The organism is Mesoterricola silvestris (assembly GCF_030295405.1).
GTDB classification, from domain to species: domain Bacteria; phylum Acidobacteriota; class Holophagae; order Holophagales; family Holophagaceae; genus Mesoterricola; species Mesoterricola silvestris.
In genome coordinates this window covers 504471-530270 of the sequence record NZ_AP027080.1, presented here as the reverse complement: position 1 = coordinate 530270, position 25800 = coordinate 504471, and the positions used below count along the sequence as shown (strand labels likewise).

18 protein-coding genes are annotated in these 25800 nt (G+C 71.1%); 13 read left to right on the top strand and 5 right to left on the bottom strand.

From position 1 onward, the window contains the following. The first annotated feature begins 47 nt into the window (after positions 1-47). From R2J76_RS02370 to R2J76_RS02325, 10 genes are all read left to right on the top strand, one after another. Positions 48-782 carry a GntR family transcriptional regulator gene (locus tag R2J76_RS02370; RefSeq protein ID WP_316414173.1) on the top strand — a complete coding sequence of 245 codons (735 nt, stop codon included), beginning with the start codon at positions 48-50 and terminating at the stop codon, positions 780-782. Continuing rightward, positions 779-2461: a glycerol-3-phosphate dehydrogenase/oxidase gene (locus R2J76_RS02365; protein ID WP_316414172.1), complete on the top strand. Its 1683-nt coding sequence runs from the start codon at positions 779-781 to the stop codon at positions 2459-2461. The genes R2J76_RS02370 and R2J76_RS02365 overlap by 4 nt, the downstream gene beginning before the upstream one ends. Positions 2462-2471: 10 nt before the next feature. Continuing rightward, the gene (locus R2J76_RS02360; protein ID WP_316414171.1) at positions 2472-4037 is read left to right on the top strand and encodes an FGGY family carbohydrate kinase; all 1566 of its coding nucleotides are present in this window, start codon (positions 2472-2474) and stop codon (positions 4035-4037) included. After that, positions 4027-5733, top strand: coding sequence for an FAD-binding oxidoreductase (locus R2J76_RS02355; RefSeq protein WP_316414170.1), 1707 nt, complete (start codon positions 4027-4029; stop codon positions 5731-5733). Before R2J76_RS02360 ends, R2J76_RS02355 begins: the two co-directional genes overlap by 11 nt. Before the next feature lie 10 nt (positions 5734-5743). Continuing rightward, positions 5744-6502 (top strand): methyltransferase domain-containing protein, encoded by a 759-nt coding sequence (locus R2J76_RS02350; RefSeq protein WP_316414169.1) that lies wholly within the window; start codon positions 5744-5746, stop codon positions 6500-6502. Between the two features lie 209 nt (positions 6503-6711). Beyond that, positions 6712-9336 (top strand): hypothetical protein, encoded by a 2625-nt coding sequence (locus R2J76_RS02345; RefSeq protein ID WP_316414168.1) that lies wholly within the window; start codon positions 6712-6714, stop codon positions 9334-9336. Between the two features lie 20 nt (positions 9337-9356). Beyond that, positions 9357-9710, top strand: coding sequence for a c-type cytochrome (locus R2J76_RS02340; RefSeq protein ID WP_316414167.1), 354 nt, complete (start codon positions 9357-9359; stop codon positions 9708-9710). A 12-nt stretch (positions 9711-9722) separates the two neighbouring features. Next, positions 9723-10505, top strand: a complete 783-nt coding sequence (locus R2J76_RS02335) for a DUF5777 family beta-barrel protein (RefSeq protein WP_316414166.1) — start codon at positions 9723-9725, stop codon at positions 10503-10505. 2 nt (positions 10506-10507) lie between these two features. After that, positions 10508-11395, top strand: a complete 888-nt coding sequence (locus R2J76_RS02330) for a hypothetical protein (protein WP_316414165.1) — start codon at positions 10508-10510, stop codon at positions 11393-11395. Positions 11396-11991: 596 nt separating this feature from the next. After that, complete coding sequence (locus R2J76_RS02325) at positions 11992-12990, top strand: adenosine deaminase (RefSeq protein ID WP_316414164.1); 999 nt, start codon at positions 11992-11994, stop codon at positions 12988-12990. A 225-nt stretch (positions 12991-13215) separates the two neighbouring features. Here R2J76_RS02325 and R2J76_RS02320 read toward each other — a convergent pair whose 3' ends face one another. Next, entirely contained in the window at positions 13216-15348 is a 2133-nt protein-coding gene (locus R2J76_RS02320) for a PAS domain-containing hybrid sensor histidine kinase/response regulator (RefSeq protein ID WP_316414163.1), read from the bottom strand. Between the two features lie 157 nt (positions 15349-15505). Then, on the bottom strand, positions 15506-16597 hold the full coding sequence (locus R2J76_RS02315; RefSeq protein ID WP_316414162.1) for a BMP family ABC transporter substrate-binding protein: 1092 nt from the start codon (positions 16595-16597) through the stop codon (positions 15506-15508). Between the two features lie 115 nt (positions 16598-16712). On the opposite strand from R2J76_RS02315, the gene ggt reads away from it, so the two are divergent. The 3 genes from ggt to R2J76_RS02300 all read left to right on the top strand — a co-directional run bounded on the left by ggt (position 16713) and on the right by R2J76_RS02300 (position 21453). After that, entirely contained in the window at positions 16713-18407 is a 1695-nt protein-coding gene (gene ggt / locus R2J76_RS02310; protein ID WP_316414161.1) for a gamma-glutamyltransferase, read from the top strand. 74 nt (positions 18408-18481) lie between these two features. Then, positions 18482-19888, top strand: coding sequence for an OmpP1/FadL family transporter (locus R2J76_RS02305; protein ID WP_316414160.1), 1407 nt, complete (start codon positions 18482-18484; stop codon positions 19886-19888). After that, positions 19885-21453 carry a serine/threonine-protein kinase gene (locus R2J76_RS02300; protein ID WP_316414159.1) on the top strand — a complete coding sequence of 523 codons (1569 nt, stop codon included), beginning with the start codon at positions 19885-19887 and terminating at the stop codon, positions 21451-21453. The genes R2J76_RS02305 and R2J76_RS02300 overlap by 4 nt, the downstream gene beginning before the upstream one ends. Here R2J76_RS02300 and R2J76_RS02295 read toward each other — a convergent pair. From R2J76_RS02295 to R2J76_RS02285, 3 genes are read right to left on the bottom strand one after another with little or no spacing between them, the layout of a single operon-like run. After that, positions 21410-22840: an aminotransferase-like domain-containing protein gene (locus R2J76_RS02295; RefSeq protein WP_316414158.1), complete on the bottom strand. Its 1431-nt coding sequence runs from the start codon at positions 22838-22840 to the stop codon at positions 21410-21412. The two genes, R2J76_RS02300 and R2J76_RS02295, sit on opposite strands and share 44 nt — an antisense overlap. A gap of 22 nt (positions 22841-22862) precedes the next feature. After that, positions 22863-24707, bottom strand: coding sequence for a DUF4382 domain-containing protein (locus tag R2J76_RS02290; RefSeq protein ID WP_316414157.1), 1845 nt, complete (start codon positions 24705-24707; stop codon positions 22863-22865). Positions 24708-24719: 12 nt separating this feature from the next. After that, the gene (locus R2J76_RS02285; RefSeq protein ID WP_316414156.1) at positions 24720-25754 is read right to left on the bottom strand and encodes a hypothetical protein; all 1035 of its coding nucleotides are present in this window, start codon (positions 25752-25754) and stop codon (positions 24720-24722) included. Positions 25755-25800: the final 46 nt, after the last annotated feature.

The following is a 25800-nucleotide window of genomic DNA, read 5'->3' as shown; positions in this document are numbered from 1 at the left end:
ACTTGTCTATACAACACTTGTCCGTACAACCTGGAGGAGCCCCCGCCATGATCAGGAAGACCCTCGCCGCCAGCATCCGGGACGATCTGCGGGCCCGGATCGCCGAAGGCGCCTGGGAGGACCGCCTGCCCTCCGAACCCGAACTGGTCCGGCGCTTCGAGGCCAGCCGCGAGACGGTGCGCAAGGCCCTGGGGATGCTGGAGGCCGAGGGCCTCATCTACCGCATGCACGGCAAGGGCACCTTCGTGGAGGCGCCCATGAGCTTCAATCCGCTTTCGGGGACCCTCTCCATCACCGAGGAACTGGCCCGCAACCGGCACCCGGTGCGCAACACGGTCCTGGAAGCCGGCTGGATCGCCCCGGAGCGCATCTCCTCGACCTTCCTCCGGGGCTTCTTCGAGGGGGCCCCCCGGGTCTACCAGGCCAGGCGCCTGCGCCTGGTGAGGAGCGAGGTGCTGGCGGTGGAGACCTCGTACTTCCGCGAGGCGGACTTCCCGGGCATCGACGCGGAGGACCTCACCGGCTCCCTCCACGCCCTCATGAACGGGCGCTACGGCCTGGCCCCGGACCGGGTGCGCAACCGCTTCCACGCCCTGGATTTCCGCATCAAGGAAGAGCGAGAGGCGGCCCGGGCCCTGGGCAGCCGCCAGGCCATCCGGGTGGAGCGGGCCCTGGTGCTGAAGCGGGAGGTGTACTACGCCGTGAGCTTCACCCTGCGCACCGATCTCCATCCCCTGGAATTCATCCAGTTGCCCGGCAGGACCGGGGAGGGGGTCCTGTGAGCCGGGCCGACGACTTCCACACGGAGGGCACGCACCTTTCCTGGTCCGCCCTGGACCGCCCCGGGGTCCTGGACCGGGCCGCCACCCTGGATTTCGACCTGGTCATCATCGGCGGCGGCATCACCGGCGCCGGCGTCGCCCGGGAGGCCGCGCTGCGGGGCATCACCTTCCTCCTGCTCGACCGGGAGGACTTCGCCTTCGGCACCTCCTCCCGCTCCTCCAAGCTGGTGCACGGGGGCATGCGCTACCTGGCCCAGAGGGAGTGGAAGCTGGTGCGCGAGAGCACCACGGAGCGCAACTGGCTCCTTTCGGCCCTGCCCAACCTGGTCCGGCCCCTGGGCTTCCACTACTGCGCCTACCTGGGCAGCAAGGACAGCCCGGGGCGGGTGAAGGCGGCCCTGAGGCTCTACGACCTCCTTTCCAACGCCTTCTCCCGCTACCGCATCCGGCGGCACCGGATCCTCACCCCCGCCCAGCTGAGGGAGCGCGAACCCCGGGTGCGCTCCGAGGGCATGGTCCTGGCCGGGCTCTACTACGACGCCAACGTGGACGACGCCCGGCTCGTGGTGGAGGTGCTCAAGGAGGCCCGGGACTTCAGCGGGGGCCGCTCCGTGGCCCTCAACTACGCCGAGGCCGTCCGCGTCCTCCAGGAGGGCGGGAAGGTGCGGGGCGTGGAGGTGCGGGACCGCCTCTCGGACCGGGCCTTCACGGTGAGGGCCGCCTGCGTGGTGAACGCCACCGGGATCTGGACGGGGGAGCTCGCGGGCCCCGAGACCCGGCCCACCAAGGGGGTCCACCTGGCCATCCCCAACGCGCGCCTGGGGAACCGGGAGGCCTTCATCCTCCGGTCCCTGGACGACGGCCGGAACTTCTTCGTGCTGCGCCGGGGGGACATCAGCCTCATCGGCACCACCGACACCGACTACCAGGGGCCCCTGGATTCCCCCTTCTGCACCCGGGAGGACGCGGACTACCTGCTGCGCACCGTGAACATCCGCTTCCCCGGCGCCGACATCGGCTACGACGACATCCTCTCCACCTACGCCGGCATCCGGCCCCTGGTGAAGGACGGGGGCGCAGCGGCCTCGTCCGTGTCCCGGAGGCACGTCATCCGGGACCCCGGCACGGGCCTGGTGGCCATCGCCGGCGGCAAGCTCACCACCTTCCGCCTCATGGGCTGGGACGTCCTGTCCCACTGCTCCCGCATGGGCTACCTGCGCCCCCTGCGGGGCCGGGAGAGGGGCCGCCACTTCACCCGCCGCCCCCTGAAGGCGGGCATCACCTGGGAGGCCTTCGCCAAGGTACTCGAAGCCATGCGCCTGGACGGCCTCGTGCCGGAGGCCACGCTGCGCCACCTCCACCAGCAGTACGGCCACGGAGCCGTGGCCATCCTGGCGGAGATCAAGGCGGACCCGGCCTCGGGCCTGCCCCTGCTGGAGGGCCACCCCTTCTGCGGGGCCGAGATCCGCCACATCCTGGAATTCGAGAACGCCCCCACCCTCATGGACCTGATGCTGCGCCGCACGGAAATGCAGCTCACCGTCTCCCACCGCCTCCAGGCCGTCCTGGCCTCCAGGGTTGCGGCCGTCGCCGGAACCTTCTACGGTTGGGACGCCCCCCGCACGCAGCGCGAGATCTCCGCCTACCTGGACTACGTCCGGAAAACCATCTTCTTCTAGCAGGAAGCCCATGGACGACACGCTTCTGGCCCTGGATTGCGGAACGCAGAGCCTCCGGGCCATGCTCTTCGCCAAGGACGGCACCCTCCTGCACAAGGTGAAGATCGAGTACGAGCCCTACCGGAGCCCCCGCCCCGGCTGGGCCGAGCAGGATCCCGAGCTGTACTGGACCAGCCTCTGCGAAGCCGTGGGCACCCTGAAGCTCGAGGCCCGGGAGGCCTTCGACGCCGTGCGCGGCGTGGGGGTCACCACCCAGCGCGACACCCTGGTCTTCCTGGACCGCGCCGGCGCTCCCGCGCGCCCCGCCATCACCTGGCTGGACACCCGCAAGGCCCGCACCGTGTACCGGCCCGTATGGTTCAAGCGCCTTGCCTTCTGGGCCGTGGGCATGCTGGAGGCGGTTCAGAAGACCCAGAAGGAGTGCCGGGCCAGCTGGGTGCGCCAGGAGCAGCCCGAGGTGTGGGCCCGCACCACCAAGGTCCTCCAGGTCTCCGGGTTCCTGAACCATCGCCTCACGGGCGCCTTCCGGGATTCCGTCGCCAATCAGATAGGGCATATCCCATTCAACTACAAGAAGATGCGCTGGGCCCGCAAGGGAGAGCTGCCCGCCCTCCTCTTTCCCATCGACCGGGGCCTGCTCCCCGAGCTGGTGCCCGCGGGCACGGTCCTGGGCACCGTCACGGCCGACGCGGCCCGGGCCACGGGGCTCCCGGAAGGGCTTCCCGTGGTGGCCTGCGCCTCGGACAAGGGGGCCGAGACCATCGGCATCGGCTGCGTGGGGGAGGACATGGCCAGCCTCTCCCTGGGCACCACCGCCACGGTCCAGACCAGCTCCCCGAGGTACTTCGAGCCGGTGGCCTTCATGCCCCCCTACCCCGCGGCCATGCCCGGGCACCACAACCCGGAGGTGGAGATCTTCCGCGGGTACTGGATGATCTCCTGGTTCAAGCGGGAGCTGGCGCCGGCGGAGGTGGACGAGGCCCGGCGGAGCGGCGTGCCCCCGGAAGTGATCCTGGACCGGTTCCTGCGGGACGTGCCCCCGGGCTCCATGGGCCTGGTCACCCTGCCCCACTGGGGCCCGAGCCTGAAGATGCCCGGCACCAAGGGCTCCATGGTCGGCTTCGGGGACGTGCACACCCGCGGCTACATCTACAGGTCCTTCCTGGAGGGCCTGGCCTTCGGCCTGCGGGAGGGCCTGGAGCGGATCGAGAAGGCCGGGGGCGTGCGCATATCCCGCATCGGCATCTCCGGCGGCGCCACCCAGTCGGGGGAGATCTGCCAGCTCACCTGCGACATCCTCGGCCGCGAGCTCACCGCCGGGGAGACCTTCGAGACCGCGGGGCTGGGGGCGGCCGCCATCACCGCCGTGGGCGTGGGCCTCTACCCGGCCCTGCCCGACGCCGTCGCCGCCATGGTCCGCCACGGCCGCACCTACCGCCCGCGCCCCGCCGAGGCCGCGCTCTACGACCAGCTCTACCGGAGGGTCTACCGCCGGCTCTATGCCAGGCTCAAGCCCCTGTACCAGGAGATCCGGTCCATCGTGAACTATCCCGCGAGGGCCTCCGATGAAGACTGAACCCCAGCCCCCCTGGATCCACGCCGCGCCGCCTCCGGGCTCCTGGCGCTCCCTCTTCAAGTGGGGCGCGCCCGGCGAATTCAAGCACCCCAACCCCCGCCTCTTCCGCCTCATGAAGCGCGCCTTCGCCATGGGCGACGAGGACTTCCGGGCGCCTTCCCGCACTGGCGAGGCCCCGGTGGACCTGGCCCTGCCCTGCCGCCTCGGATCCGGGGACCTGGCTACCCTGCGGACCCTCCTGGGGGAGGGCGGCGTGGCCACGGACACCTTCACCCGCATCGCGGCGGCCAGCGGCAAGACCATGCTGGACCTCCTGCGCCTGCGGGAGGGCCTCGCGGAGCACCTCCCGGATGCCGTGCTCTACCCCCGCAACCGCCACGAGGTGGCCCGCATCGTGGAACTCTGCGCCCGGCGGGGCATCGCCGTCACGGCCCGGGGCGGCGGATCCTCCGTGACACGCGGGCTGGAGTGCCCCCGGGGCGGGGTCTCCCTGGACCTCGCCCGGCACATGCACAAGGTCGTCGCCTTCAGCGAGGCCGACCAGACCGTCACCGTCGAGGCCGGCATGTACGGGCCCGAGCTGGAGAAGCTCCTCAACGCCGCCCCGGAGCTCTTCGGCGCCTCCCGGCCCTTCACCTGCGGCCACTTCCCCCAGTCCTTCGAATTCTCCACCGTGGGCGGATGGGCCGTGACCCGGGGCGCCGGGCAGAATTCCACCTACTACGGCAAGATCGAGGACCTGGTGCTGGCCCAGGAGTGCGTCACCCCCGCGGGCGTCCTGCGCACCGGGGTCCACCCCGCCGCGGCCACGGGGCCGGACCTGGACCAGCTGCTCCTGGGCAGCGAAGGCGTCCTGGGGGTCGTCACGGAGATCACCCTGCGCATCTTCCGGCACCTGCCCGGGAACCGCCTGCGCTTCGGCTACATGTTCCCGGACTGGCCCCGGGCCTGCCGCGCCGCCCGGGAGATCCTCCAGGGAGAGGCCGGGTTCCCATCGGTCTTCCGCCTGTCGGACCCGGAGGAGACCGACGTGGCCCTCAAGCTGTACGGCGTCGACGGCCCCGCCGCCGACGCCCTCCTGGGCCTGCGGGGCCTGCGCCCAGGCAAGCGCTGCCTTCTGCTGGGCTCCAGCGACGGCGAAAGGGGCTACGCCCGCAACGTCCGCCGGAATGTGGCCCGCGTCGCCCGGCGCCACGGGGCCCTGCCCATCACCGGCCTGGTGACCCGGGCCTGGGAGCATGGGCGGTTCCGGGATCCCTACCTGCGGGAGGACCTGCAGGACTTCGGCATCCTCACCGACACCCTGGAATGCTCGGTCACCTGGGACAGCCTCGAGCGGGTGCACCGGGAGGTGCGGGCCTTCTGCAAGGCCCGTCCCGGCACCCTCTGCATGACCCACATGTCCCACGGCTACCCCCAGGGGGCCAACCTCTACTTCATCTTCATCACCCGCATGGACGCCAAGGCCGACTACCTGGCCTACCAGGCCGGGATCCTGGACGCCATCCGCGCCCAGGGCGCCGCCCTCAGCCACCACCACGGCATCGGGCGCATGACCGCGCCCTGGATCGAGGGCCAGCTGGGCCCCGCCCACATGGACCTGCTCCGGGCCCTCAAGCGCCACTGCGACCCGGGCGGCATCATGAATCCCGGGGGCACCCTGGGCCTGGACCTCCCGGAGGACCAGCGGCGGTAGAATCCTCGCCATGTGGAACCCCGACGCCTACCTCCGTTTCGAACAGGAGCGCACCCGCCCCTCCCGGGACCTGTGCGCGCGCATTCCCGCCGCCGCCCCCGCCACCGTGCTGGACACCGGCTGCGGCCCCGGCAACAGCACCCAGGTGCTGAGGGAGCGCTGGCCCGGCGCCCGGATCACCGGCCTGGACAAGGCCCCCGAGATGATCGAAGCGGCCCGCAAGCGCCATCCCGGAGGCCACTGGGTGGTGGGGGACCTGGCCACCTTCGAGGGCGGCCCCTTCGACGTCATCTTCTCCAACGCCGTGCTCCAGTGGCTTCCGGACCACCATCGGCTCCTGCCCCGGCTCATGGACCGGGTGGCCGCGGGAGGATTCCTCGCGGTGCAGATGCCCACCGGAAAGGACTCCCCGGCCCGCCTGGCCATGGAGAAGGCCGCCGCCCACCCGCGCTTCGGGGGACGCCTGCCCTCGGAGGAATCGACCCTCACCTTCAAGGATCCCCGCTTCTACTACGAGACGCTGGCCCCCCTGGCCTCCGGGGTGGACCTCTGGGAGACCACCTACCACCACGTGCTGCCCGGCCCCGAAGCCGTCGTGCAATGGTTCGAGACCACCGGCATGCGCCCCTACCTGGAACGGCTGGACCCCGGGGACCAGGCCTTCTTCAAGGACCGGGTCCTGGAGGGGGTCCGGGAGGCCTTCCCCCTCTGCGCGGACGGGAGCCTTCTCCTGCCCTTCCGAAGGCTGTTCTTCGTGGTTCAAAAATAGGATCTACTCATCTTCAAAATGAATCTTGAAATAATATGACTTAAATCATCTTTATATACATGTTTAAACACCTAATGCCTGGCCGGAACGTGAAATTTCAAACCAATTCCCGATTTTGCTTATGCTACGATCCTAAAATTCCGATCAGCTTCTCATACCATCTTTGAAGGAGTTCCACGGCCATGGGGCGATCCTCGCGCTTGGCAGTTATGTTTAAATCATTCCGGCGGGGGCTCTCCCTGGGCCTCCTCCTGCCGGCGGCCCTCCTCGTGGGCTGTGGCGGGGGATCCAGAGCCTCCAAGGGGAACCACCACCCCAAGGGCTGGCTGGATGTGCACCCGGGCCAGGCCCTGGCCGGCCTGGACCAGTGCAGGACCTGCCACGAGATGACCGTCCTGAAGGTGGGCAGCGGGATCCCCAACTGCATGACGGCGGCCTGCCACCATGGAACGGTGCCGGGCTTCAGCCTCGCGGCCTCCCACGGCCTCCGGGCGAAATCCGCCCAGGACGCCAGCGGCGGCGGCCTGGCATCCTGCGCCACCTGCCACGGCGCCGACTTCGCCGGAGGGGGTTCCGCCGTGTCCTGCGCCAGCTGCCACGGCGTGCCGGCCCCGCACCCGGCCCGGCCCTGGAACGATCCGGCCGGGCTCACCCACAGCACCACCGATCCCTCCAACGCCGCCCTCTGCGCCCGGTGCCACCTGGCGGGCTCCGCCAGCAATCCCCCGGGCCACCCGGCCCAATCCGCCGCCGCCGGGGCCGTGCCCTCCTGCTTCAACAACACGATGTGCCACGGGCCGGCCGCGGCGCCCCACCCCCTGGGGGCGGCGTGGCGGGAGGCCACCAGCAGCGCCTTCCACGGCTTCCAGGCCAAGCAGAACCTCCTCTACTGCCAGTCCTGCCACGGGACTCCCGGCACGACCTCCTTCGGCGGGGGCTCCGTCTCCACGGCCTGCGATTCCTGCCACACCGCGGCGGGGGCCCATTCCACCGTGTGGAGCGCCGCGCCCGTGGACACCTTCCCGGGCTACACGCCCTCCCACCGCAACGCCCAGAACCGGGACCTGGCCTGCCCGGTCTGCCACGACTACACCAAGGGCCGCACCGCCCCCCTTCCCGCGGCCCCCAGCTGCTTCGCGGGCTCCTCCAACGCCGTGGCCTGCCACGCCAACGGCCCCGGTCAACCCGACCATCCGGTGCCCTTCCAGGGGTCCCTCCACACCGCCGCCACCCAGGCCACCTTCAACGCGGGCTGCGCCACCTGCCACGCCGTCACCGGCACCTCGCCCCTGGCGGGCGCCCCCACCTGCGCCACCTGCCACCAGGCCGGCTCGCCCCTGGTCCTGACCTCCTGCGCCTCCTGCCACGGCAAGCCCCCCGCGGGCACGGCCTTCCCGGATATCGCGGGCTCCCACGCCGCCCACGAGACCCTGGCCGGAGTGACGGGCCTGTGCTCCACCTGCCACAACACCTTCGACTCCGGCTCCCTGGAGCACTACAACCGCGCCAATGCGCGCCCCGGCATGGGCACCGCCACCCGGCCCGCCCCGGTGGCGCTCCTGGGGAACTTCAACGCCAAGGCCGGAACGGCGGCCCTGGATCCCACCGTGCTCACCTGCTCCAGCGTGAGCTGCCACGGCGGCATCCCCACGCCGGCCTGGGGCCAGGGCACCATCGCGGTGAACACGGACGCAGGCTGCCGCCAGTGCCACCAGGTGGGCACCGCCCAGGCCACCCCCGAGAACAATGCCGCCTGGTCCGGCCTCCACGGCTTCCACCTGGCCGCGGGCGTGGGGGCCCTGTGCACCGACTGCCACAGCATGACCAACGGCACCCCGGGCGCCGCCAACCACTTCGCCCACCTGGACACCCCGCAGATGGAGGGGCCCGCCGGCGACACCATCCTCCTGCTGGGCAGCACCGCCAACGTCTACGACAAGGCCAACCAGAACTGCACCGTCACCTGCCACGGCCACGCCCACACCGCCTCCTCCTGGAAGGGCGGGCCCAGCCACCCGGTGCCCTACCTGGGCACGGGGCACACCGGCGCCGGCACCGCGACGGCCTTCAACGCCACCTGCTCCAGCTGCCACGCCGTCACCGGGAGTTCGCCGGTGGCCACGGCGCCCCTGTGCACCGTCTGCCACACCGCGGGGTCCCCGCTCACGGTGGCCAACTGCGCCTCCTGCCACGGCAATCCTCCGGCGGGCTCGGCCTTCCCCGACGTGGCCGGGGCCCACGCGAGGCACAATGCCCTCGCGGGGGTGGCCGCCCAGTGCGGGGTCTGCCACACCAACTCCGATGCGGGGACCCAGAGCCACTACGCCCACGCCAACGCCCGCCCCGGCGCGGACGCGCTGCGGGTTCCCCCGGCGCCCACGGGGTTCTCGGGCACCTACAACGCCAAGGCCGGCGCCGCGGCGTTCGCGCCCGCCACCCTCACCTGCTCCAACGTGAGCTGCCACGGGGCCCTGCCCTCGCCCAATTGGCGGACCGGGACCCTGGACTCCGCCGGCACCTCCGGGGACGCGGGATGCCGCGCCTGCCATTCCCGGGGCACGGCCCTGGGCGTGCCCGAGAGCAACAGCTACTATTCGGGCCAGCACGGCAAGCACCTGGGGTCGGAGGTGGCCGCCCAATGCACCGACTGCCACGGCATGGCCAACGGCACGCCCGGAGCCCTGGCCCACTTCACCCACCTCAACACGCCCGCCATGGAAGGCCCGGCCGGGGACACCATCCAGTACCTGGGCAGCCGTTCCGTCTACAACGCCGCCAACCGCACCTGCACCCTCACCTGCCACGGCGAGAACCACAACAACCGGGCCTGGTAGGCCCCCACCTCGGAGAGATCATGTCCATTCCACGCCTCGCCCTTGCCGTCCTGCTCTGCGGCGCCACCCTGGCGGCCCAGCCCAAGAAGGAGCCCCCGCCCTTCGGGGGGGACTATCCCAAGTACTGGCTGGATGTTTGCGCCCGGTGCCACGGGGTGAACGGCAACGGCCGCGACAATGCCGGCAGCCCCCTGCCCGACAATGGCTTCGATTTCACCGACAGCCGCAAGGCGGGCCGCAAGAAGGATTCCGACTGGGTGCGCATCACCCTGGAAGGCAAGGAGAAGATGCCCGCCTTCAAGGGCAAGCTGACCCCCGAGCAGGCCCAGAAGATGGTCACCGATATCATCCGGCCCTTCGGCGCCCGGCACTGACCAGGAGTTCCCATGATCGCCAACCTGCGAACCGCCGCCCTGTGCCTGGCCCCGGCCCTCCTCCTGGCCGAGTCCTCGGAATACCCGCTGGCCGTCAATCTGCCCACGGGCGACATGATGCAGTTCTGGGACATGGGGATCGCCTTCACCCACCGGTTCTCCACCCCCGCCTCGGGCCACGGCAAGGACGCCTACGGCCTGGACGGCTACGCCTACCCCGGGCTGGGGGTGGACTTCGGGATCAAGCCCGTCAAGGGCCTGAACGTCATCCTGTACCGCACCGCCGACAACAAGACCTTCACCTTCGCCCTCCAGCAGCGCATCCTCAACGGCGACTACGTGCGCATGTCGCTCCGCGCCGAGCGCTTCGACGAGGTAGTCAAGCGCGCCGAGACCCCCGTGGGCACGGTGGGCATCAACGGCGGGGCCTACCAGCTGCCCACGGAATTCTTCCTCGGGGATTTCGCGGTCCTGTCCGTGGTGCCCACCTACCTCAGCCGCACCACCACCCAGAAGAAGCCGGTCTTCACGGCCGGGGCGGGGCTGCGCGTGGACATCACGGACAAGCTCGGGTTCGTGGGCGAGTACTACCCGCGCCCCTCGAAGGTCGACCGGACCTTCAGGCCCGGCTATTCCGCGGGGTTCACCTACAAGACCTTCAAGCACCGGTTCACCCTCGTGGCCACGAACGCCACGGGCACCACCACCAACCAGGTCCTGTCGGGGGACTACGGAGGCGGGGCGCGCTCCACGGGCCAGTGGGCCCTGGGGTTCAACGTCGCCCGGACCTTCTAGCCATGGGTGCGGCGCTCTTCGAGCTGTTCTCCCGGGAACACCCGGCCCTGGTGCACGTGCCCCTGGGCATGGTGGTGGTCCTGCCCATCATGCTGGTGGCCGCCCACCGCTCCCGGTACCCCCAGACCTGGCGGCGGATGGCCTTCCGGGTGGGCCTCCTGGCCCTGGGGGGCAGCCTGCTCACGCTGCTGAGCGGCTTCTACTGGGCCCGGCTCCTGAGCCTCATCCCGTCGGACGGCTATGTGCCCGTGGTGGCCTCCCGGGGGCAGGCCCTCCAGCGGGTGCTGCGCCTCCACGAGCTCACCGCCCTGGCCGGGTTCGGGGTGGGGGTCCTGAACCTCCTCCTGCTGCGCAAGTCCTACCACGAGCCGGACCGCATGCGGTGGACCACCGCGTGCCTGGCGGGCACCATCCTCTGGGCCGGAACCTGGGGCTACGTGGGCCGCCTGGGCGGGGTCATGGTCTTCGGCAACGCCGAGACCAACAAGGCCGCCCAGGAAGCCATCGACGCCCGGAAGAACGACGCCGAAGCCGAGCTCCCCGTCCGGGCCCTGGACTACGCCAGCCTGGAACCCCTGCGCCCCGCCCCCTTCCGCAGCCGCGCCCACGGCGGCCGCCTGGCACGCACCTGGGTCACCGCCTCCGGCAGCGACGCCCTGGCCGCCGGAAAGCCCCTGCCCATCGGCGCCTACGCCGTCATGAGCACCGATGCCAACGGCTCCCCCGGCCCCCTCTACATGCGGGAGGCCAAAGCCGACGGCACCCAGGCCTTCTCCCTCTACTGGCCGCGCATCCCCGAAGCCGAGCGGAAGGCCTTCGGCGGCGAGGACGCCGTCTACCTTCGCAGCCCCGCCAAGGGCCTGGAATCCTGCGCCACCTGCCATCGGTAGACGTTTTCCAAGCGGGCGCACGTGTCCCGGACCTGCGCTAGGGATTCGCTGCCGCAGACAAGCTGCGTCAGCGGAGGGCCCAAGGCGGGAGGTTAGGGGGAAGTGTTGCCACACTCCGGCTTCGATGGACGGTCCGGGCCCGGTGGGAACCCGGGCTCCCCGGGGGGGCCTATGTCCCGGCGACACGCTTCAAGTGATCCGGGATGGAGACCCGTTCGCGCCGACGTTGATCAGTCCGCACCCCTCACACACTTCTATTTTTCGCACGCTCGATTTCGCCCCGACCTCCCCAGCCATGAAGCCGAAGGTGATCAGCGTCGGCGCGAACCGGCCTCCATCCCGGATCACTTGAAGCGTGTCGCCGGAACATAGGCCCCCCAGGAGAGCCCCCCTCTCCCTATGCCCGCAATCATCATCGAAGCCGGAGTGTGCCAACACTTCCGCTCAACCTCCCGCCGTGGGCCCTCCGCTGACGCAGCTTGCCTGCGTCAGCGAATCAGTGGCGAAGGTCCGGGACACGTACCCCCTCTTGGCCAGGCTAGGAATCTGGGGCGGGATCAGGGATCATGGGGGGAGAAAATCCGAAGGAAGGCACCATGGATCTCGCGACGTACATCCGGGCCCTGCCCAAGGCCGAACTGCACCTGCACATCGAAGGGACCCTCGAGCCGGAGATGATGTTCGAGCTGGGCCGGCGCAACGGGGTGGCCCTGCCCTTCGCCAGCGTGGAGGCCACCCGGGCCGCGTACGCCTTCCAGGACCTGCAGTCCTTCCTGGACATCTACTACGCGGGGGCGGCGGTCCTGGTGCGGGAGGAGGACTTCTTCGACCTGGCGTGGGCCTACTTCCGCCGGGCCGCGGAGGACGGGGTGGTGCATGCGGAGCTCTTCTTCGATCCGCAGACCCACACGGCCCGGGGCGTCCCCTTCGCCACGGTGCTGGACGGCCTGGAGCGGGCCGCGGCCCGGGCCCGGGAGGAGCTGGGGATCTCCTCCAGGCTCATCCTCTGCTTCCTGCGCCACCTGCCCGAGGCCGGGGCCTTCGCCACCCTGGAGGAGGCCCGGCCCCACCTGGCCCGCATCCACGGGGTGGGCCTGGATTCCTCGGAAGCGGGGCATCCCCCGTCCGAATTCGCGCGGGTCTTCGCGCGGTGCCGGGAGCTGGGGCTTCACGCCGTCGCCCACGCCGGCGAGGAGGGCCCGGCGGCCTACATCACCGAGGCCCTGGACCTGCTGGGCGCCGAGCGCGTGGACCACGGCGTGCGCTGCCTGGAGGACCCCGCCCTGGTGGCGCGCCTCGCGCGGGACCAGACCCCCCTCACGGTCTGCCCCCTGTCCAACCTGAAGCTCCGGGTCTTCCCCACCATGGCCGATCACACCTTCAAGCGCATGCTGGACGCGGGCCTGCGGGTCACCATCAACTCCGACGACCCCGCCTATTTCGGCGGCTACGTGGCCCGCAACTACCTGGAGACCGCGGAAGGCCTGGGCCTGACCCGGAAGGACCTGGCCACCGTGGCCCGCAACAGCCTCCTCGCCAGCTTCGTGACGGACGAGGAGCGCGCGCCATGGCTGGTCCGGAGCCCGGCTCTGTAAGCATCCGGGTCAGCAAGCAGTCGTGACCCGCCGGCCCTTCCCACCCCGGGTTGAACTCCCAGCGCCCCAGCGAGACCTCTGCGCCCCAGCGTTTGATCCTTTCCCCGGGGTTCACCGCCGCAAAAGGTTCGTGCCATGCCAAGACACGTACCTTGCATTCGCCACGCGCGATGTGCCGATCGGCCGAGGTTCAAGCCATCCCCGTCCAAAAATTTCGAACAAACACTAGACTTTCAGGTTCTTCCGTTTCCTTCCCAGGAGCCCCGCCTCCCGGAGCACCTCGCGGATCTGCCCTTCGGAGAAGGGCTTGTCCAGGTAGGCCCCCACGCCCAGGTTCCCGAAGGCCTCCCGGGCCTCCTCGTCCAGCCTGCCGCTGGAGACGATGATGGGGATGGCCGGCAGGATCCGCCGCAGGGAGCGCACGAAATCCAGGCCGTCCAGGGCGGGCATGTGCAGGTCGGTGATCACGCCGCAGAGGCGCTCCCGGTGGTCCTCCGCGCGGATCAGGCCGGCCACGCCGTCCACGGCCTCCACCACCTCGAAGCCCAGGCGGCGGAGGACGATGGCCGCCATGGTGAGCACGGCGGGCTCGTCGTCCACCACCAGCAGGGTCCTCCCCTCCCCGGAGAGCTCGCCTTCGGGATCCTGGTGCTGGCCCGGGCTGAGGCCGGCCCGGGCCAGGGGAAGGTGGATCCGGAACGTGGTGCCGCGGCCCGGCACGGTCTCCACCTGCAGGAAGCCCTCGTGGCCCTTCAGGATGGCCACCACCGTCGCCAGGCCCAGGCCCGTGCCCTTGTCGATGGGCTTGGTGGAGAAGAAGGGATCGAAGATCTTGGTGAGCAGTCCCTCGGGAATGCCGGTGCCGGTGTCCCGCACCTCCACCACCAGGCAGGGCCCCGGCCTCGACGCGGGAAGGGCGCCGGGGACCGGGCCCGTGATCTCCGCGGCGCGCGCCTCGAGGGTGAGCCTGCCCCCGTTGGGCATGGCGTCCCGGGCGTTCACGCTGAGGTTCAGGAGGATCTGGTGGATCTGGGTGGCGTCCCCCCACAGGGGCGGCAGGTCCTCCGGGCAGAGGAGCTCCACCTCGATGTTCTTGGGGAAGGTGCTCCTCAGGAGGGTGGCCAGCTCCGTGAGGAGGAGGCGGCTCAGGAGGGGCTCCTTCCTCCCCTCCGTGCCCCGGGCGAAGGCCAGCAGCTGGCGCACCAGCGCGGCCCCTCGCCGGGCGCTGGCCTCCAGCAGGTCCACGATGCCGGGGGCCGCGTCCGGGAACTGCTCCCTCAGCGCCTCCACGCCCATGAGGATGGGCGTGAGCGCGTTGTTCAGGTCGTGGGCCACGCCCCCGGCGAGAGTGCCCAGGGCCTCGATCCGCTGGGAGCGGTGGGCGGCGAGATCCTGCTGGCGGCGCTCCGTGATGTCCCGGGCCACGTAGATGAAGCGGGGTGGGCCTTCCGCGGAGGCGATGTACTGCACGTTGATCTCCACGGGAACCTCGCGCCCGTCCTTGGTCCAGTGGGTGGTGGTGATCTGGCGCGAGCCCCCCCCGGCCACCAGGGCGAGGAATCCCTCGAACCCCTCGCCCTGGTCCCCGGGAAGCAGGTCCCGGGGCGTCCTGCCCAGGAGCTCGGCCCGGGTGAATCCCGTCTGGCGCACGGCGCCTTCGTTGACGTAGGTGAAGCGCAGGCTCCCGGGCTCGAAGATGAAGGCGCCGTCCTCGGTGGCGTCCAGGGTCGCCAGGGCCTGGCGGACCTCCGCGGTGCGCGCCTCCACGCGCCGCTCCAGTTCCGAGTTGAGGGAGCGCAGGAGGTGCTCGCTCTCAACCAGGGCCTCCTGGCTCAGGTGCAGGGCGGCCTCGGCGTCCTTGAAGAGGGTGATGTCCCGGGCCGTGGCGTACGTGGAGCCGTCGGTTTCGGGCACGCAGCGCCAGGAGAGCCATCGCCACGAGCCGTCCTTGTGGAGGTACCGGTTCTCGTACTGGAACACCGTCCCGGCGCCCCGGGCCTGGCGTTCCGCCTCCCGCCGCGCCGCGTCCCGGTCCCCGGGGTGCACGAACTCGAGGAAGGGCCGGGCCAGGAGTTCCTCCAGGCTCCAGCCCAGGGTCTCGGTGAACGCCGGGCTCAGGCGCCGGAAGCGGCCGTCGGGGCCCACGATGCACAGCATGTCCAGGGGCAGCGTGAAGAAGCGGTCGCGATCGGCTTCCGCGCGGCGCCGGCGGGCGCGGCTTCTCCGGGCGGCCTCCCCCAGGCCGGCCAGCACCGCGGCGACGGCGAGGAGGAGGGCCAGGCCCCGGGGTCCCCCGAGGACCGCGGCGCCGGCCAGGGCGGCGAGGAGGGCCAGAGCCGCTCCGAGGCCGTAGGGCATCCCTTTCCAGCGTGGCGACAGCAGCGAAAGCATCGGATTTTTCTCACCGCGCCCCAGCAGCCGAAAGGCATGATGGGGCCTCCAGGACAGGTACTCTATCCGAATTCGCCCCTGCGTCCCAATCTCGATTTCATGCTTGCCCGCCTAATAGCTTGCCTTAAGCCTTGGGCATGACCCCGTCGACCCCCTCGACGTAATAGTTCATCTTGTCCAGGTCCGCGTCCGAGATCGTCTTCCCGGCGGGAACGCGCACCGTCCCGGCCTGGTCCACCACGGGGCCGGCGAAGGGGTGGAACTTGCCGGCGCTGATCTGGTCGCGCAGCTTCAGGATGGAGGCGCCCAGCTCCTTGGGGACCTTGGGGCCGAAGGGGGCCAGGGCGATCATGCCCTGGTTGAACCCGCCCCAGACGTTCTCGGGCTTCCAGGTGCCGGCCAGCGCGGCCTTGACGGTGCGGGTGTAATAGTTGCCCCAGAGGTGCACCAGGCTGGTGAGGGTGGCCCGGGGGCCGAACTTCGCCTCGTCGGAGTTGTAGCCGAACACGCCGACGCCCTTTTCCTCCGCGGCCTGGATCACGGCGGTGGAATCCGTGTCGTGGGTCATCATGTCCGCGCCCTGGGTGATGAGGGTGAGGGCGGCCTCCCGTTCCTTGCCGGGGTCGAACCAGGAATTGGTCCAGATGACCTTGACCCTGGCCTTGGGATCCACGCTGCGCATGCCGCGGGTGAAGGCGTTGATGCCCATGACCACCTCGGGGATGGGGAAGGCGGCGACGATGCCGGCCACGTGGGACCGGGTGAGCCTGCCGGCCATGACGCCGCAGAGGTACCGGGCCTCGTAGAACCGGGCGTTGTAGACCCCCACGTTGGGGGCGGTCTTGTAGCCGGTGGCGTGCATGAACACGGTGTTGGGATAGGCCTTGGCCACGGCCAGGGTGGGGTTCATGTAGCCGAAGGAGGTGCAGAACACCACCTTGCAGCCGGACCGGGCCATCTCGCGGATGACCCGCTCGGAATCGGCGCCCTCGGGCACGTTCTCCACGAAGGTGGTGGTGACCTTGCCGCCCATCTCCTTCTCCATCTGGCGCCGGGCCACGTCGTGCTGGAAGGTCCAGCCGGCGTTGCCCACGGGGCCCACGTAGACGAAGCCGATCTTCGCGGGGGCCGCGGCGGGCGGGGCTCCCGGGAGGGCGGCGGAGGCGATCAGGGCCGCCGCGCCGAGGGCCTTCTGCACAAGCGAGTGTCGGTTCATGGCTCTCCTCCGTTCGGGATACGGGGTGGGTTGGGGGATGTATCCCCCTACCTTGATCCTGGACGGCCCCCCTGTCGATCCTGTACGTTTAGGTATCTTGACACGAGGTATACCCATGCGATGGACAATGCCCCTCCTCTGCCTATGCCTGGCGGGCGCGGTTACGGCCGCCGACCGGGTGACGGGACGCGCCTTCGCCACCCGGTCCGAGGTGGCGGCCCGGCACGGCATGGCCTGCACCAGCCAGCCCCTGGTGACCCAGATCGCCCTGGATATCCTCAAGGCCGGCGGTTCCGCCGTGGACGCGGCCATCGCCGCCGACGCGGCCCTGGGCCTCATGGAGCCCACCGGCGCGGGAATGGGCGGGGACCTGTACGCCCTGGTGTGGGACGCCAAGGCGAAGCGGCTCCACGGCCTCAACGCCAGCGGCCGGTCCCCGCAGTCCCTGACGCTGGAGCACTTCCGGAACCTGGGCCTCCGGCACATCCCCCCCACGGGGCCCCTGCCGGTGTCCGTTCCCGGGGCGGTGGACGGGTGGTTCATGCTCCACGGGCGCTTCGGCAAGCTGCCCATGGCGGCCCTCCTGGCCCCGGCGATCCGCTACGCGGAAGAAGGCTTCCCGGTTTCCGAACTCGTCGCCTACTACATGGGTCGCAGCATGGATTCGCTGGGGAAGTACCCCGGCTTCCGGGAGACCTACTCCGTGGACGGCCAGCGGGCCCCGGCCTCCGGCGAGCTCTTCCGCAATCCCCGCCTGGCCAGGACCCTGGCCCAGGTGGCCGCGGGGGGCAGGGACGCCTTCTACAAGGGCGACATCGCCCGGAGGATCGACGCCTACATGAAGGCCCAGGGCGGCTTCCTGGCCTACGAGGACCTCGCCGCCCACCACGGGGACTGGCTGGACCCCGTGAGCGTCAACTACCGCGGCTACGACGTGTGGGAACTGCCCGGCAACGGCCAGGGCATCGCCGCCCTCCAGATGCTGAACATCCTCGAGGGCTACGATTTCTCCACCATCCCCTTCGGCAGCCCCCGCCACCTGCACCTGGTGGCGGAGGCCAAGAAGCTGGTCTTCGAGGACCGGGCCAGGTACTACGCCGACCCGGATTTCGTGAAGGTCCCTGTGGAGGGGCTCCTTTCCAAGGCCTACGCCGCCAGGCGCCGCGCCCTCATCCGCGAGGACCGGGCCGCGCGGCGCCTGGAGGCCGGCAACCCCGCCCTGAAGGACGGCGACACCGTGTACCTCACCGTTGCCGACGGCGAAGGCAACATGGTCAGCCTCATCCAGAGCAACTACCGGGGCATGGGCAGCGGCATGACCCCGGGGGACCTGGGCTTCTGCCTCCAGGACCGGGGGGAGCTCTTCTCCCTGGAGCCGGGGCAAGCCAACACCTACGCCCCCGGAAAGCGCCCCTTCCACACCATCATCCCGGCCTTCATCACCCGGGGCGGAGAGCCGTTCCTGAGCTTCGGCGTCATGGGCGGCGAGTTCCAGCCCCAGGGCCACGTGCAGATCGTCATGAACATCGTGGATTTCGGCATGAACGTCCAGGAGGCCGGCGACGCGCCGCGGTGGGCCCACGAAGGGTCCCCCGAGCCCACCGGCGAGAAGGGCCGCCTTCCGGGAACCGTGCAGCTGGAAAGCGGCTTCCCCCTGGAGAGCGTGCGCAAGCTCATGGACATGGGCCACGGCGTGGCCTGGATGCTGGGCGGATACGGCGGTTACCAGGGCATCCGCCTCGACCCCCGCAACGGGGTGTACTTCGGCGCCAGCGAAAGCCGCAAGGATGGCCAGGCCGCCGGCTACTGAAGCTGGCGCCCGGCGCCCATCCAGCGCAAAATGGGTACCTCGCTCGACGTGATTTGGATGGGGAGCCGATGCCCTTGAGACGCTGGTTTCTGGCTGGTCTGGCCCTGGGGCCCCTGGGCCTCCGCGCCCAGGCCCAGGAGCCTTCGGCGGCCCCCTATTTCCTGCTCACCCAGCAGGCCCGCACGGCCTTCACGGTGGAGGGCGCGGGGGCCCGGGCCATGGGCATGGGGGGCGCCTTCACGGCCGTCGCCGACGACGCCACGGCCGTGTCCTACAATCCCGCGGGCCTGGCCCAGCTGGTGCGGCCCGAGGTCTCCGCCGTGGCCCAGGGCTTCACCCGCAACCTGGACTTCAAGGGGTTCACGGGCAGCGTGGCCGGGGTGAGGACGGCCTTCGAGGACACCTACAACAAGGACCGGGACCTCGCCCTGAGCTTCGCCTCGGTGGCGGTGCCCTGGAAGCTGGGGGGCCACAACCTGGTGCTCCTGCTGAGCTACCAGAAGGTTTTCGATTTCACCTACCGCAGCGACGTGTCCTACCTCGCCTCCACCAACGGCGGGACCACTTCGCAGGCCATTGGCCAGACCGTGGGCCAGACCGGAGGCGTTTCCCAGTATTCCCTGGCCCTGGGCGCCGAAGTCTCCAGCCGCATCCTGCTGGGCCTGGCCGTCAACCGCTGGACCGGGCATTCGGGGTTCACCTCCTTCTCCCAGCGGACCACCACGGGCGTGGACCACATCTTCGATTCGAACCTTTCCCAGGAGAGCACCTTCCAGGGCCTCAACGCCACCCTGGGCCTCATCTGGCGCTCGGAGTGGCTGAACCTGGGCTTCACGTACCGCACGCCGTTCCAGGCCACCTACGTCTTCACGAACACCTACACCTACCTGGACAACGCGGTCGGCATCCCCGCCACCACCACCAGCGGCGCCACGTCCACCGCCATCAACTGGCCCGAGACGCTCACCTGGGGCCTGGGCCTCCACCTGGGCTCCCGCACCCTGGTCACCGCCGACTGGAGCCTCACCCCCTGGTCCAGGGCCCGGTTCCACGGGGGTTCCCTGGACGGCCTCAACTGGTTCGACCTCCAGTCCCGGTCCCAGACCCCCAAGGCCACCGACCTGAAGGTGGGGGTGGAGTGGCTGGCCCTGGTGCGGCCCGGACTGGTGGTCCCCCTGCGGGCCGGCGCCTTCCGCCAGCCCCAGCCCCTGGTGGACCCCCTCACCGGGGCCCAGCGCATCCTGGAAGGATGGACCGTGGGCGCGGGCGTCAAGCTCCGGAACCTCACCCTGGACATGGCCCTCAAGGCCACCCACGATCACCGGTACATCTCCCGCTACAACACCGACGCCCCCATCGGCGGCGTCGCCTCCACCGCCTACGGCATGGAGCGCCTGGAGGAATACCGGCTGTACCTCTCCTGCATCTACCAGTTCGAGACCGGGCCCGTGCACCGGGCCCTGGCCTGGATCTTCGGATGACCTGGATGCTCCCGTCAGGGCCGCTGGCGATCCTCGTCGCCGTCGCGGCACCGGCCTGGTTCACCTTCCACACCGCCTACCAGGACGGGCTCGAGGCCCAGAAGCGGGGCGATTACGCCCTGGCCGCCAAGGCCTTCGCCAGGGCCATCGAACTGGAACCCACCCCGGGCCGCCAGGTGAAGACCTACGGCCTGAACTTCATCCCGTCCTATTTCCCGTACCTCAGGCTGGCGGAGGCCCTCCTCGCCCTGGGCGACGGGGCCGGGGCGGAGCGGGCCCTGGGGCTTTCCGAGCGCTTCGGCATCGAGCCCGGGCCGGAACGGGAGGTCCTGCGCAAGCGCCTCCACGCCGCCGCCCCCAAGCCGGCCCCCCCCGCGGCGCCGCCGGAAACGGCGCCCGCCGCGGTTCCGCCGCCGGTCACGGTCCGCGCCCCCGGGGCGCCGGCCCCGGAACGGCCCGCGGAGGCCCGGCCTCCCGATCCGGGGCCGCGGGAAACCCCGCCCCGGGAATCCAGGCCGGAGCCGGCCCGGCCCACCCCCAGGGCCCCCCAGGAACCCTCCCCGGCTCCGGTGATCCGGACGGTCCCGGTCCCGGCGCCGTCCGCGCCCTCCGGATCCGGCCGGCGCTGGGTCCTGGGGGGCCTGGGGCTCGCCGCCCTGGGCCTGGGGCTGGCCCTGCGTAGGCGGCCCGCGGCGGCCCCGCCCCCCGTGGCCGCCGATCCCAACCTCGCGCGCAGCTTCGGCCCCTACCGCCCCCTGCGCCTCCTGGGCGACGGCGGCTGCGCTTCGGCCTACCTGGGCGTCCACCGCGATACGGGCGCGCCGGTGGCCCTCAAGGTCCCCCACCGGCACCTGGCCCAGGACCCCCAGTTCCGCGCCCGGTTCCGCCGGGAGGCCGCCCTGGGGGGGCGGCTCCACCATCCGCACATCGTCCCCATCCTCACCCCCGAGCCCTCCGAGGAGGACCTCTGGATCGCCATGACCTTCATCGAGGGCACCACCCTGGAGGCCTTCCTCAGGGACCGGGGAGCCCTCCCGGTGCCCTGGGCCGCCGCCATCGCCATCCACGTGGCCGAGGCCATCGCCCACGCCCACGCGCAGCAGGTGGTGCACCGGGACCTCAAGCCCGCCAACATCATGCTCAACGCGGCCGGCGCCTGGGTCATGGACTTCGGGGTGGCCCGGGTCCTGGACGGCACCGCCACGTCCTCCACGATGTTCATCGGGACGCCGTCGTACGCGGCCCCGGAATGCCTGGCGAACCCCCAGGTGGGCCCGGAGGCGGACGGATACGCCCTGGGGCTCATCCTCTTCGAGATGCTCACGGGGCGGCAGGCCTTCAGCGGCTCCTCGGCGTTCCAGATCCTGGAGGCCCACCGCACCCAACCGCTGCCCGAGGTGCGGAGCCTGCGCCCCGACGCCCCCGGGGCCCTGTGCGACCTGGCCGCGCGCCTGGGGCGGAAGGCGCCCGGCGAGCGCCCCGGGGACGCCGAGATCCTGGAGGTCCTGCGCGGATTCGCCCCTATCGCATCATGGCCACCGCCCGCTGGAGCTCTTCCGGCGTGAAGGCCGAAAAGCCCAGGCGGGTCGCGGCGAGATCCGCCCCGGCGAAGCTGTAGTATCGGCCCTGACGGAGCTTGAGCCCCTGGGCCTGGCAGCCCTTGATCCAGGCCCCGAAGGTGGCCGGGTCCCCCAGGGGTCCCAGGCCCTCCATCCAGAGGCCCATGGCCCCGCCCCGCCAGCGCAGGCGGTCCCCCAGGGCGTGGCCCAGGGCGTCCTGGACGGCTTCGGCCCGCTCCAGGCAGGCCTTGCGCACCCGCAGGATCAGGCGCTCCATCTCCCCGTCCAGGAACAGCTCGGACAGGGCCCACTCCGTGGCGGGATCCCCCTGCCAGTCCAGGCGCTGCCGGGCCCTGGCCAGGGGGGCGGCCATGGCCTCCGGGACCACCAGGTAGTCCACCCCCAGGGCCGGCGCGAAGACGCGGGAAAGGCTCCCGGCGTGGAGCACCTGCCCGGGGTCCAGGGCCGCCAGGGGTTCCGGGGCGTCCAGGTGCTCGCCTTCGGGGTCCAGTTCGAGGATGGGGAAGCGCCCCCGCCGGGACAGCTCCAGGATCGCGGCCCGGCGCGGATCCGACAGGCGCGCCCCGGTGGGGAAGTGGCACCCCGGCGTGAGCACCAGCAGTTTCAGGGAACCCTCCCGGTGAAGGGCCTCCAGGGGCTCCACCCGCAGGCCCTCCGCGTCCACGGGCAGGCCGCGCACCTGGGCCGTGCAGGCCTGGCGGAGGGTCTCCCACAGGGCCGGATCGCCCGGATCCTCCACCGCGACCGTTCCGCCCCGGCCCCCCACCAGGGCCTGGGCCACCAGCGTGATGGCCATGGAGGAACTGTGGAGGATGAGGATCCGCCCCGGATCCGCCGGAAGGGCCCGGCTCACCCCCAGGTGCGCCGCGAGCACCTCCCGGAGCCTGCGGAGGCCCATGGGGTCCCGGGAACCCATGAGTTCGGGCCCCTTGAGCCGCAGGCCCCGCTGGTAGGCGCGCCCCAGTTCCAGGAACGGCGCGAGCCGCGCGTCGGCGCAGGCCTCGGAGAGGTCCATCACCACGCCCGCGGGGCTGGTGACCGGCGGGAGCCCCTCCGGCACATCGAACCCGGGGGCGCCGCCGGCGCCCTGGGCCCCTTCACGCCTGGGCACCGGCAGGGTGCCGGACACGAAGAACCCCGCCCGTTCCTGGGAGGTGAGCCAACCCTGGGCCTGCAGTTCTCGCAGGCCGGCCAGGATGGTGTTGACGGTCACCCCCAGCCGGGCCGCCAGTTCCCGCACCCCCGGCAGGGCCATGCCCGGCCGAAGGCGGCCCCGGGCGATGGCCCGCACCACGGCGCCGGCGACCTGGAGGTAGAGCGGGGCGCGGGACCCGGGCTCCAGACGAAGTTCCAGGTCCATTGCCTTTGCCACGCCGCCCCCGGTCATTGCCCGATCAATAGTTAGAATAGACGCACTGGAAGACGGTCCGGGCCTTGAGATGGCCATTGGCCTGGGGAATCCCGAAGACCTGCACCGCCACCCCCTGGGTGAGGGCCGCCGACGGGGCCACGGCCGTGAGGGTGGGCCAGGGGTTTACCCCATACCAGGTCGCGGAGGGAACGCTGAACCGGTAGCAGGCCGTGGAGGCGTCCATGTCCACCAGGACCGTCGTGTCGCCGCCGGGCAGGGCCAGGCCGAAGCCCGTGGACGCGTAGGGCACGGCCACGGTGCCCACGGGCAGGGTCAGGGTCTCCAGCACCGCCCATTGGGCGCTCCAGCCCGACGGATTCGCGGCGTTCCCCCAGGCGGCGTGGACCGTGGCCGAGACCGGGATGGCCCCCAGGGTGCCGCCGAAGTCCACCTTCGCGGCCGCGGCGGCGGAGAAGGACGCCGTCCCCGCATGGACGGTATCGGGGCTGCCGGCCTCCCACCAGACGAAGCCCTGCAGGGGCTTGCCCGCGGCGTCGTAGCCGTTGGCGGTTCCTGGCGCGATGAACGGCAGGGCCGGGTTCAGAGCCGGGGCATCGGATCCCGAGGGGCAGGAGAGGCTCACCTGATTCCCATCCACGGCCGTGACCGCGCCCTTGAAATCCGGGGAGACGATTTCCACGGCCACGAGGGTGGGAGACCCGTGCGAGGGGTAATGGAAGAAGGGGGTGGCCGTGAAGCCCAGGGAGAGGTCGCCCGCGGCCAGGAAGTCCGGGCCCGCCGTCATGCCCGGCGCGGCGAAGATCGTGTCCGGGGTCGTGAAACCGCCGGATCCCAGGCTGAAGCCGGTGAAGGAATCCCCGTCGAAGGCCGCCAGCCCCAGGCCCGGGTTGACCCGCACCACCCGCCCCAGGATGTGGGTGCCCAGGAACTCGCCTTTGCCGGCCCAGATGCGGGTGGCCCGCAGGGTCCCGTCCTGCTGCAGGGCTCCGCCCACGCACACCAGTCTCCCGGGAAGCGCGTCACCCACGGAGGCTAGGTCCTTGATGACCTGCCGGGTCCCGAGATCCACATCATAGAAGGTGGTTCCGGCCGCCGCGTCCAGGGAGACCCCCACCAGCTGGGGCAGGTACCCGGTGGGGAAGATGCCCGCCCGGAAGGCGGGCGAAACCTGGAAGGTCTGCCGGGAGGGGTCGGTCTTGTACACCGTGCCCCGCAGGGGCAGGAGGGTCATGGCGGCGGGGTCGGCCACCGCGCGCTGGCGGACAGGGTTTTCCAGGCTCAGGGTCCAGAAGTTGGTGTTCGAAGGCGTCTTGGCGCCGGTGATGAAGCCCGGGCGGCTGGTATCCCATTCCAGGTTCAGCACGGAGTTCCGGTCGGTGGTGACCACCAGGGGGGCTCCGAGGGGCACCTGCAGGGCCAGGGTGGCCTTGCCGCCGGCGCCGACGATCGCGAGGGTCGAAACGTTGGTCTGGGGCGCCTGGAGGAACCCCGGGGAGGGCGTGGAGGAGGAGGTCAGGGCGATGTCCCGGGTGTCCGTGGCCAGGGTCACCGTCGCGGAGGTGTAGGTGCCCAAGGGCGCGGCGAAGCTCCCCAAAAGCTGCGTGGCCCCGCCCAGGAGCGCCAGGTTGACGGGAAGCGGTTCGCCCTGGGGCGCCAGGAGGTTCAAGGGCTCGCCGCCCCCCTGGGGGGTGAGGCTCACCTGCACGATCTTCACGTCGATTTCCGCCCAGTCCTCGGAGCCGGTGCTGGTCATGCCCACCGAGACCAGCCCGGTGGTGGGGGGAAGGGTGTGGGTGCCCCGGGAGGACGACGCGCAACCCAGTACGAGGGGGACAAGGCCCAGGAGGATGCGGTGGATGGGTTTCATGGCGGCTCCAGTTCAGGGATGCACGAGACAGATCGACGAGGCCCAGGCGGAGTCCCTCCCGTCCGTGAGCGGGATCTCCGTGCCGTTCTTCCAGAGGACCGCGGTGCGGTCTTCGTATCCGACGATGTAGAGGTCGGACCCATAGGGAGCGATGCCGTAGGCCCCCGAGCTCGACCCCGCGGTGGCGGGAAGCAGGGTCTGGACGCCGTTCTTCCAGAACGCGGCCCTGCGTGTGGTGCCCGTCACCACGTAGCCCGCCGCGTAGACGTCGGTGCCGGCCACGGCGAGTGCCGCGGCGGAGGCCCCCTTGAGGCCGTCGGAGAGGAACACGGGCTCCCCGTTCCGCCAGAGGGTGGCCATCTGGACCCCGCCGGTGCTGACCGTGTACCCCACCGCCAGCACCTCCCCGGCGTCTGTGACGGCCACCGCCTCCACCTCGCCGATCCCGGTGGACGAGCCGAGTCCGTGGGCGACGCCGTTCTTCCAGTACCGGGCACTCCCGTCCCAGCCGGCGACGTAGACATCGGAACCCTTCGCGAAGATGGCGCTGGTCCTGGACACCACCGAGCCCCCGCCCAGTACCGTCCCGGCGCCGTTCTTCCAGGCCACCGCGAGGCTGTAGGGGGAGTTCGTGAAGATGGTTCCGGCGACATACACATCCTGGCCCGCCACCGCGATGCCGGCGAGGGCCGGGTTCCCCGTGAAGGAGGGGTCCGGCGAATGCAGGGGGGGCTGCACCAGCGTCAGCACCCCGTTCTTCCACACGGCGCCCTCCGCGGGATGGCCGGAATGGCCGCCCACGGCGTAGACGTCCGAGCCCGACGCGGCCAAGCCCGTGACCCGGGCATGGATTCCGGCCTCGTTCACCAGGGGAACCGCCGTTCCATCCTTCCAGTAGAGGGCTTCCGTCCGGTCCTCCCGAGTGATGCTGCCCCCCACCAGGACCGAAACGGGCGCCTGGGGGAGGACGCCCCGGTCGCTGGTTCCACTGGAGCAGCCGAGCGCCAGCAGGGCAAGGCAGGGCAGCAGGGTGAGCGCGGGTTTCATGGGACCTCCGGGATTGAATCCAGTCTGGCCCCGGGTCCCCGTCCTG

Bases quoted from the DNA above. Each gene is read 5' to 3' on its own strand.
- R2J76_RS02370 (WP_316414173.1), top strand. From the start codon at position 48: ATGATCAGGAAGACCCTCGCCGCCAGCATCCGGGACGATCTGCGGGCC.
- R2J76_RS02360 (WP_316414171.1), top strand. From the start codon at position 2,472: ATGGACGACACGCTTCTGGCCCTGGATTGCGGAACGCAGAGCCTCCGG.
- R2J76_RS02355 (WP_316414170.1), top strand. From the start codon at position 4,027: ATGAAGACTGAACCCCAGCCCCCCTGGATCCACGCCGCGCCGCCTCCG.
- R2J76_RS02350 (WP_316414169.1), top strand. From the start codon at position 5,744: ATGTGGAACCCCGACGCCTACCTCCGTTTCGAACAGGAGCGCACCCGC.
- R2J76_RS02345 (WP_316414168.1), top strand. From the start codon at position 6,712: ATGTTTAAATCATTCCGGCGGGGGCTCTCCCTGGGCCTCCTCCTGCCG.
- R2J76_RS02340 (WP_316414167.1), top strand. From the start codon at position 9,357: ATGTCCATTCCACGCCTCGCCCTTGCCGTCCTGCTCTGCGGCGCCACC.
- R2J76_RS02335 (WP_316414166.1), top strand. From the start codon at position 9,723: ATGATCGCCAACCTGCGAACCGCCGCCCTGTGCCTGGCCCCGGCCCTC.
- R2J76_RS02330 (WP_316414165.1), top strand. From the start codon at position 10,508: ATGGGTGCGGCGCTCTTCGAGCTGTTCTCCCGGGAACACCCGGCCCTG.
- R2J76_RS02325 (WP_316414164.1), top strand. From the start codon at position 11,992: ATGGATCTCGCGACGTACATCCGGGCCCTGCCCAAGGCCGAACTGCAC.
- R2J76_RS02320 (WP_316414163.1), bottom strand. From the start codon at position 15,348: ATGCCCTACGGCCTCGGAGCGGCTCTGGCCCTCCTCGCCGCCCTGGCC.
- R2J76_RS02315 (WP_316414162.1), bottom strand. From the start codon at position 16,597: ATGAACCGACACTCGCTTGTGCAGAAGGCCCTCGGCGCGGCGGCCCTG.
- ggt (WP_316414161.1), top strand. From the start codon at position 16,713: ATGCGATGGACAATGCCCCTCCTCTGCCTATGCCTGGCGGGCGCGGTT.
- R2J76_RS02300 (WP_316414159.1), top strand. From the start codon at position 19,885: ATGACCTGGATGCTCCCGTCAGGGCCGCTGGCGATCCTCGTCGCCGTC.
- R2J76_RS02290 (WP_316414157.1), bottom strand. From the start codon at position 24,707: ATGAAACCCATCCACCGCATCCTCCTGGGCCTTGTCCCCCTCGTACTG.
- R2J76_RS02285 (WP_316414156.1), bottom strand. From the start codon at position 25,754: ATGAAACCCGCGCTCACCCTGCTGCCCTGCCTTGCCCTGCTGGCGCTC.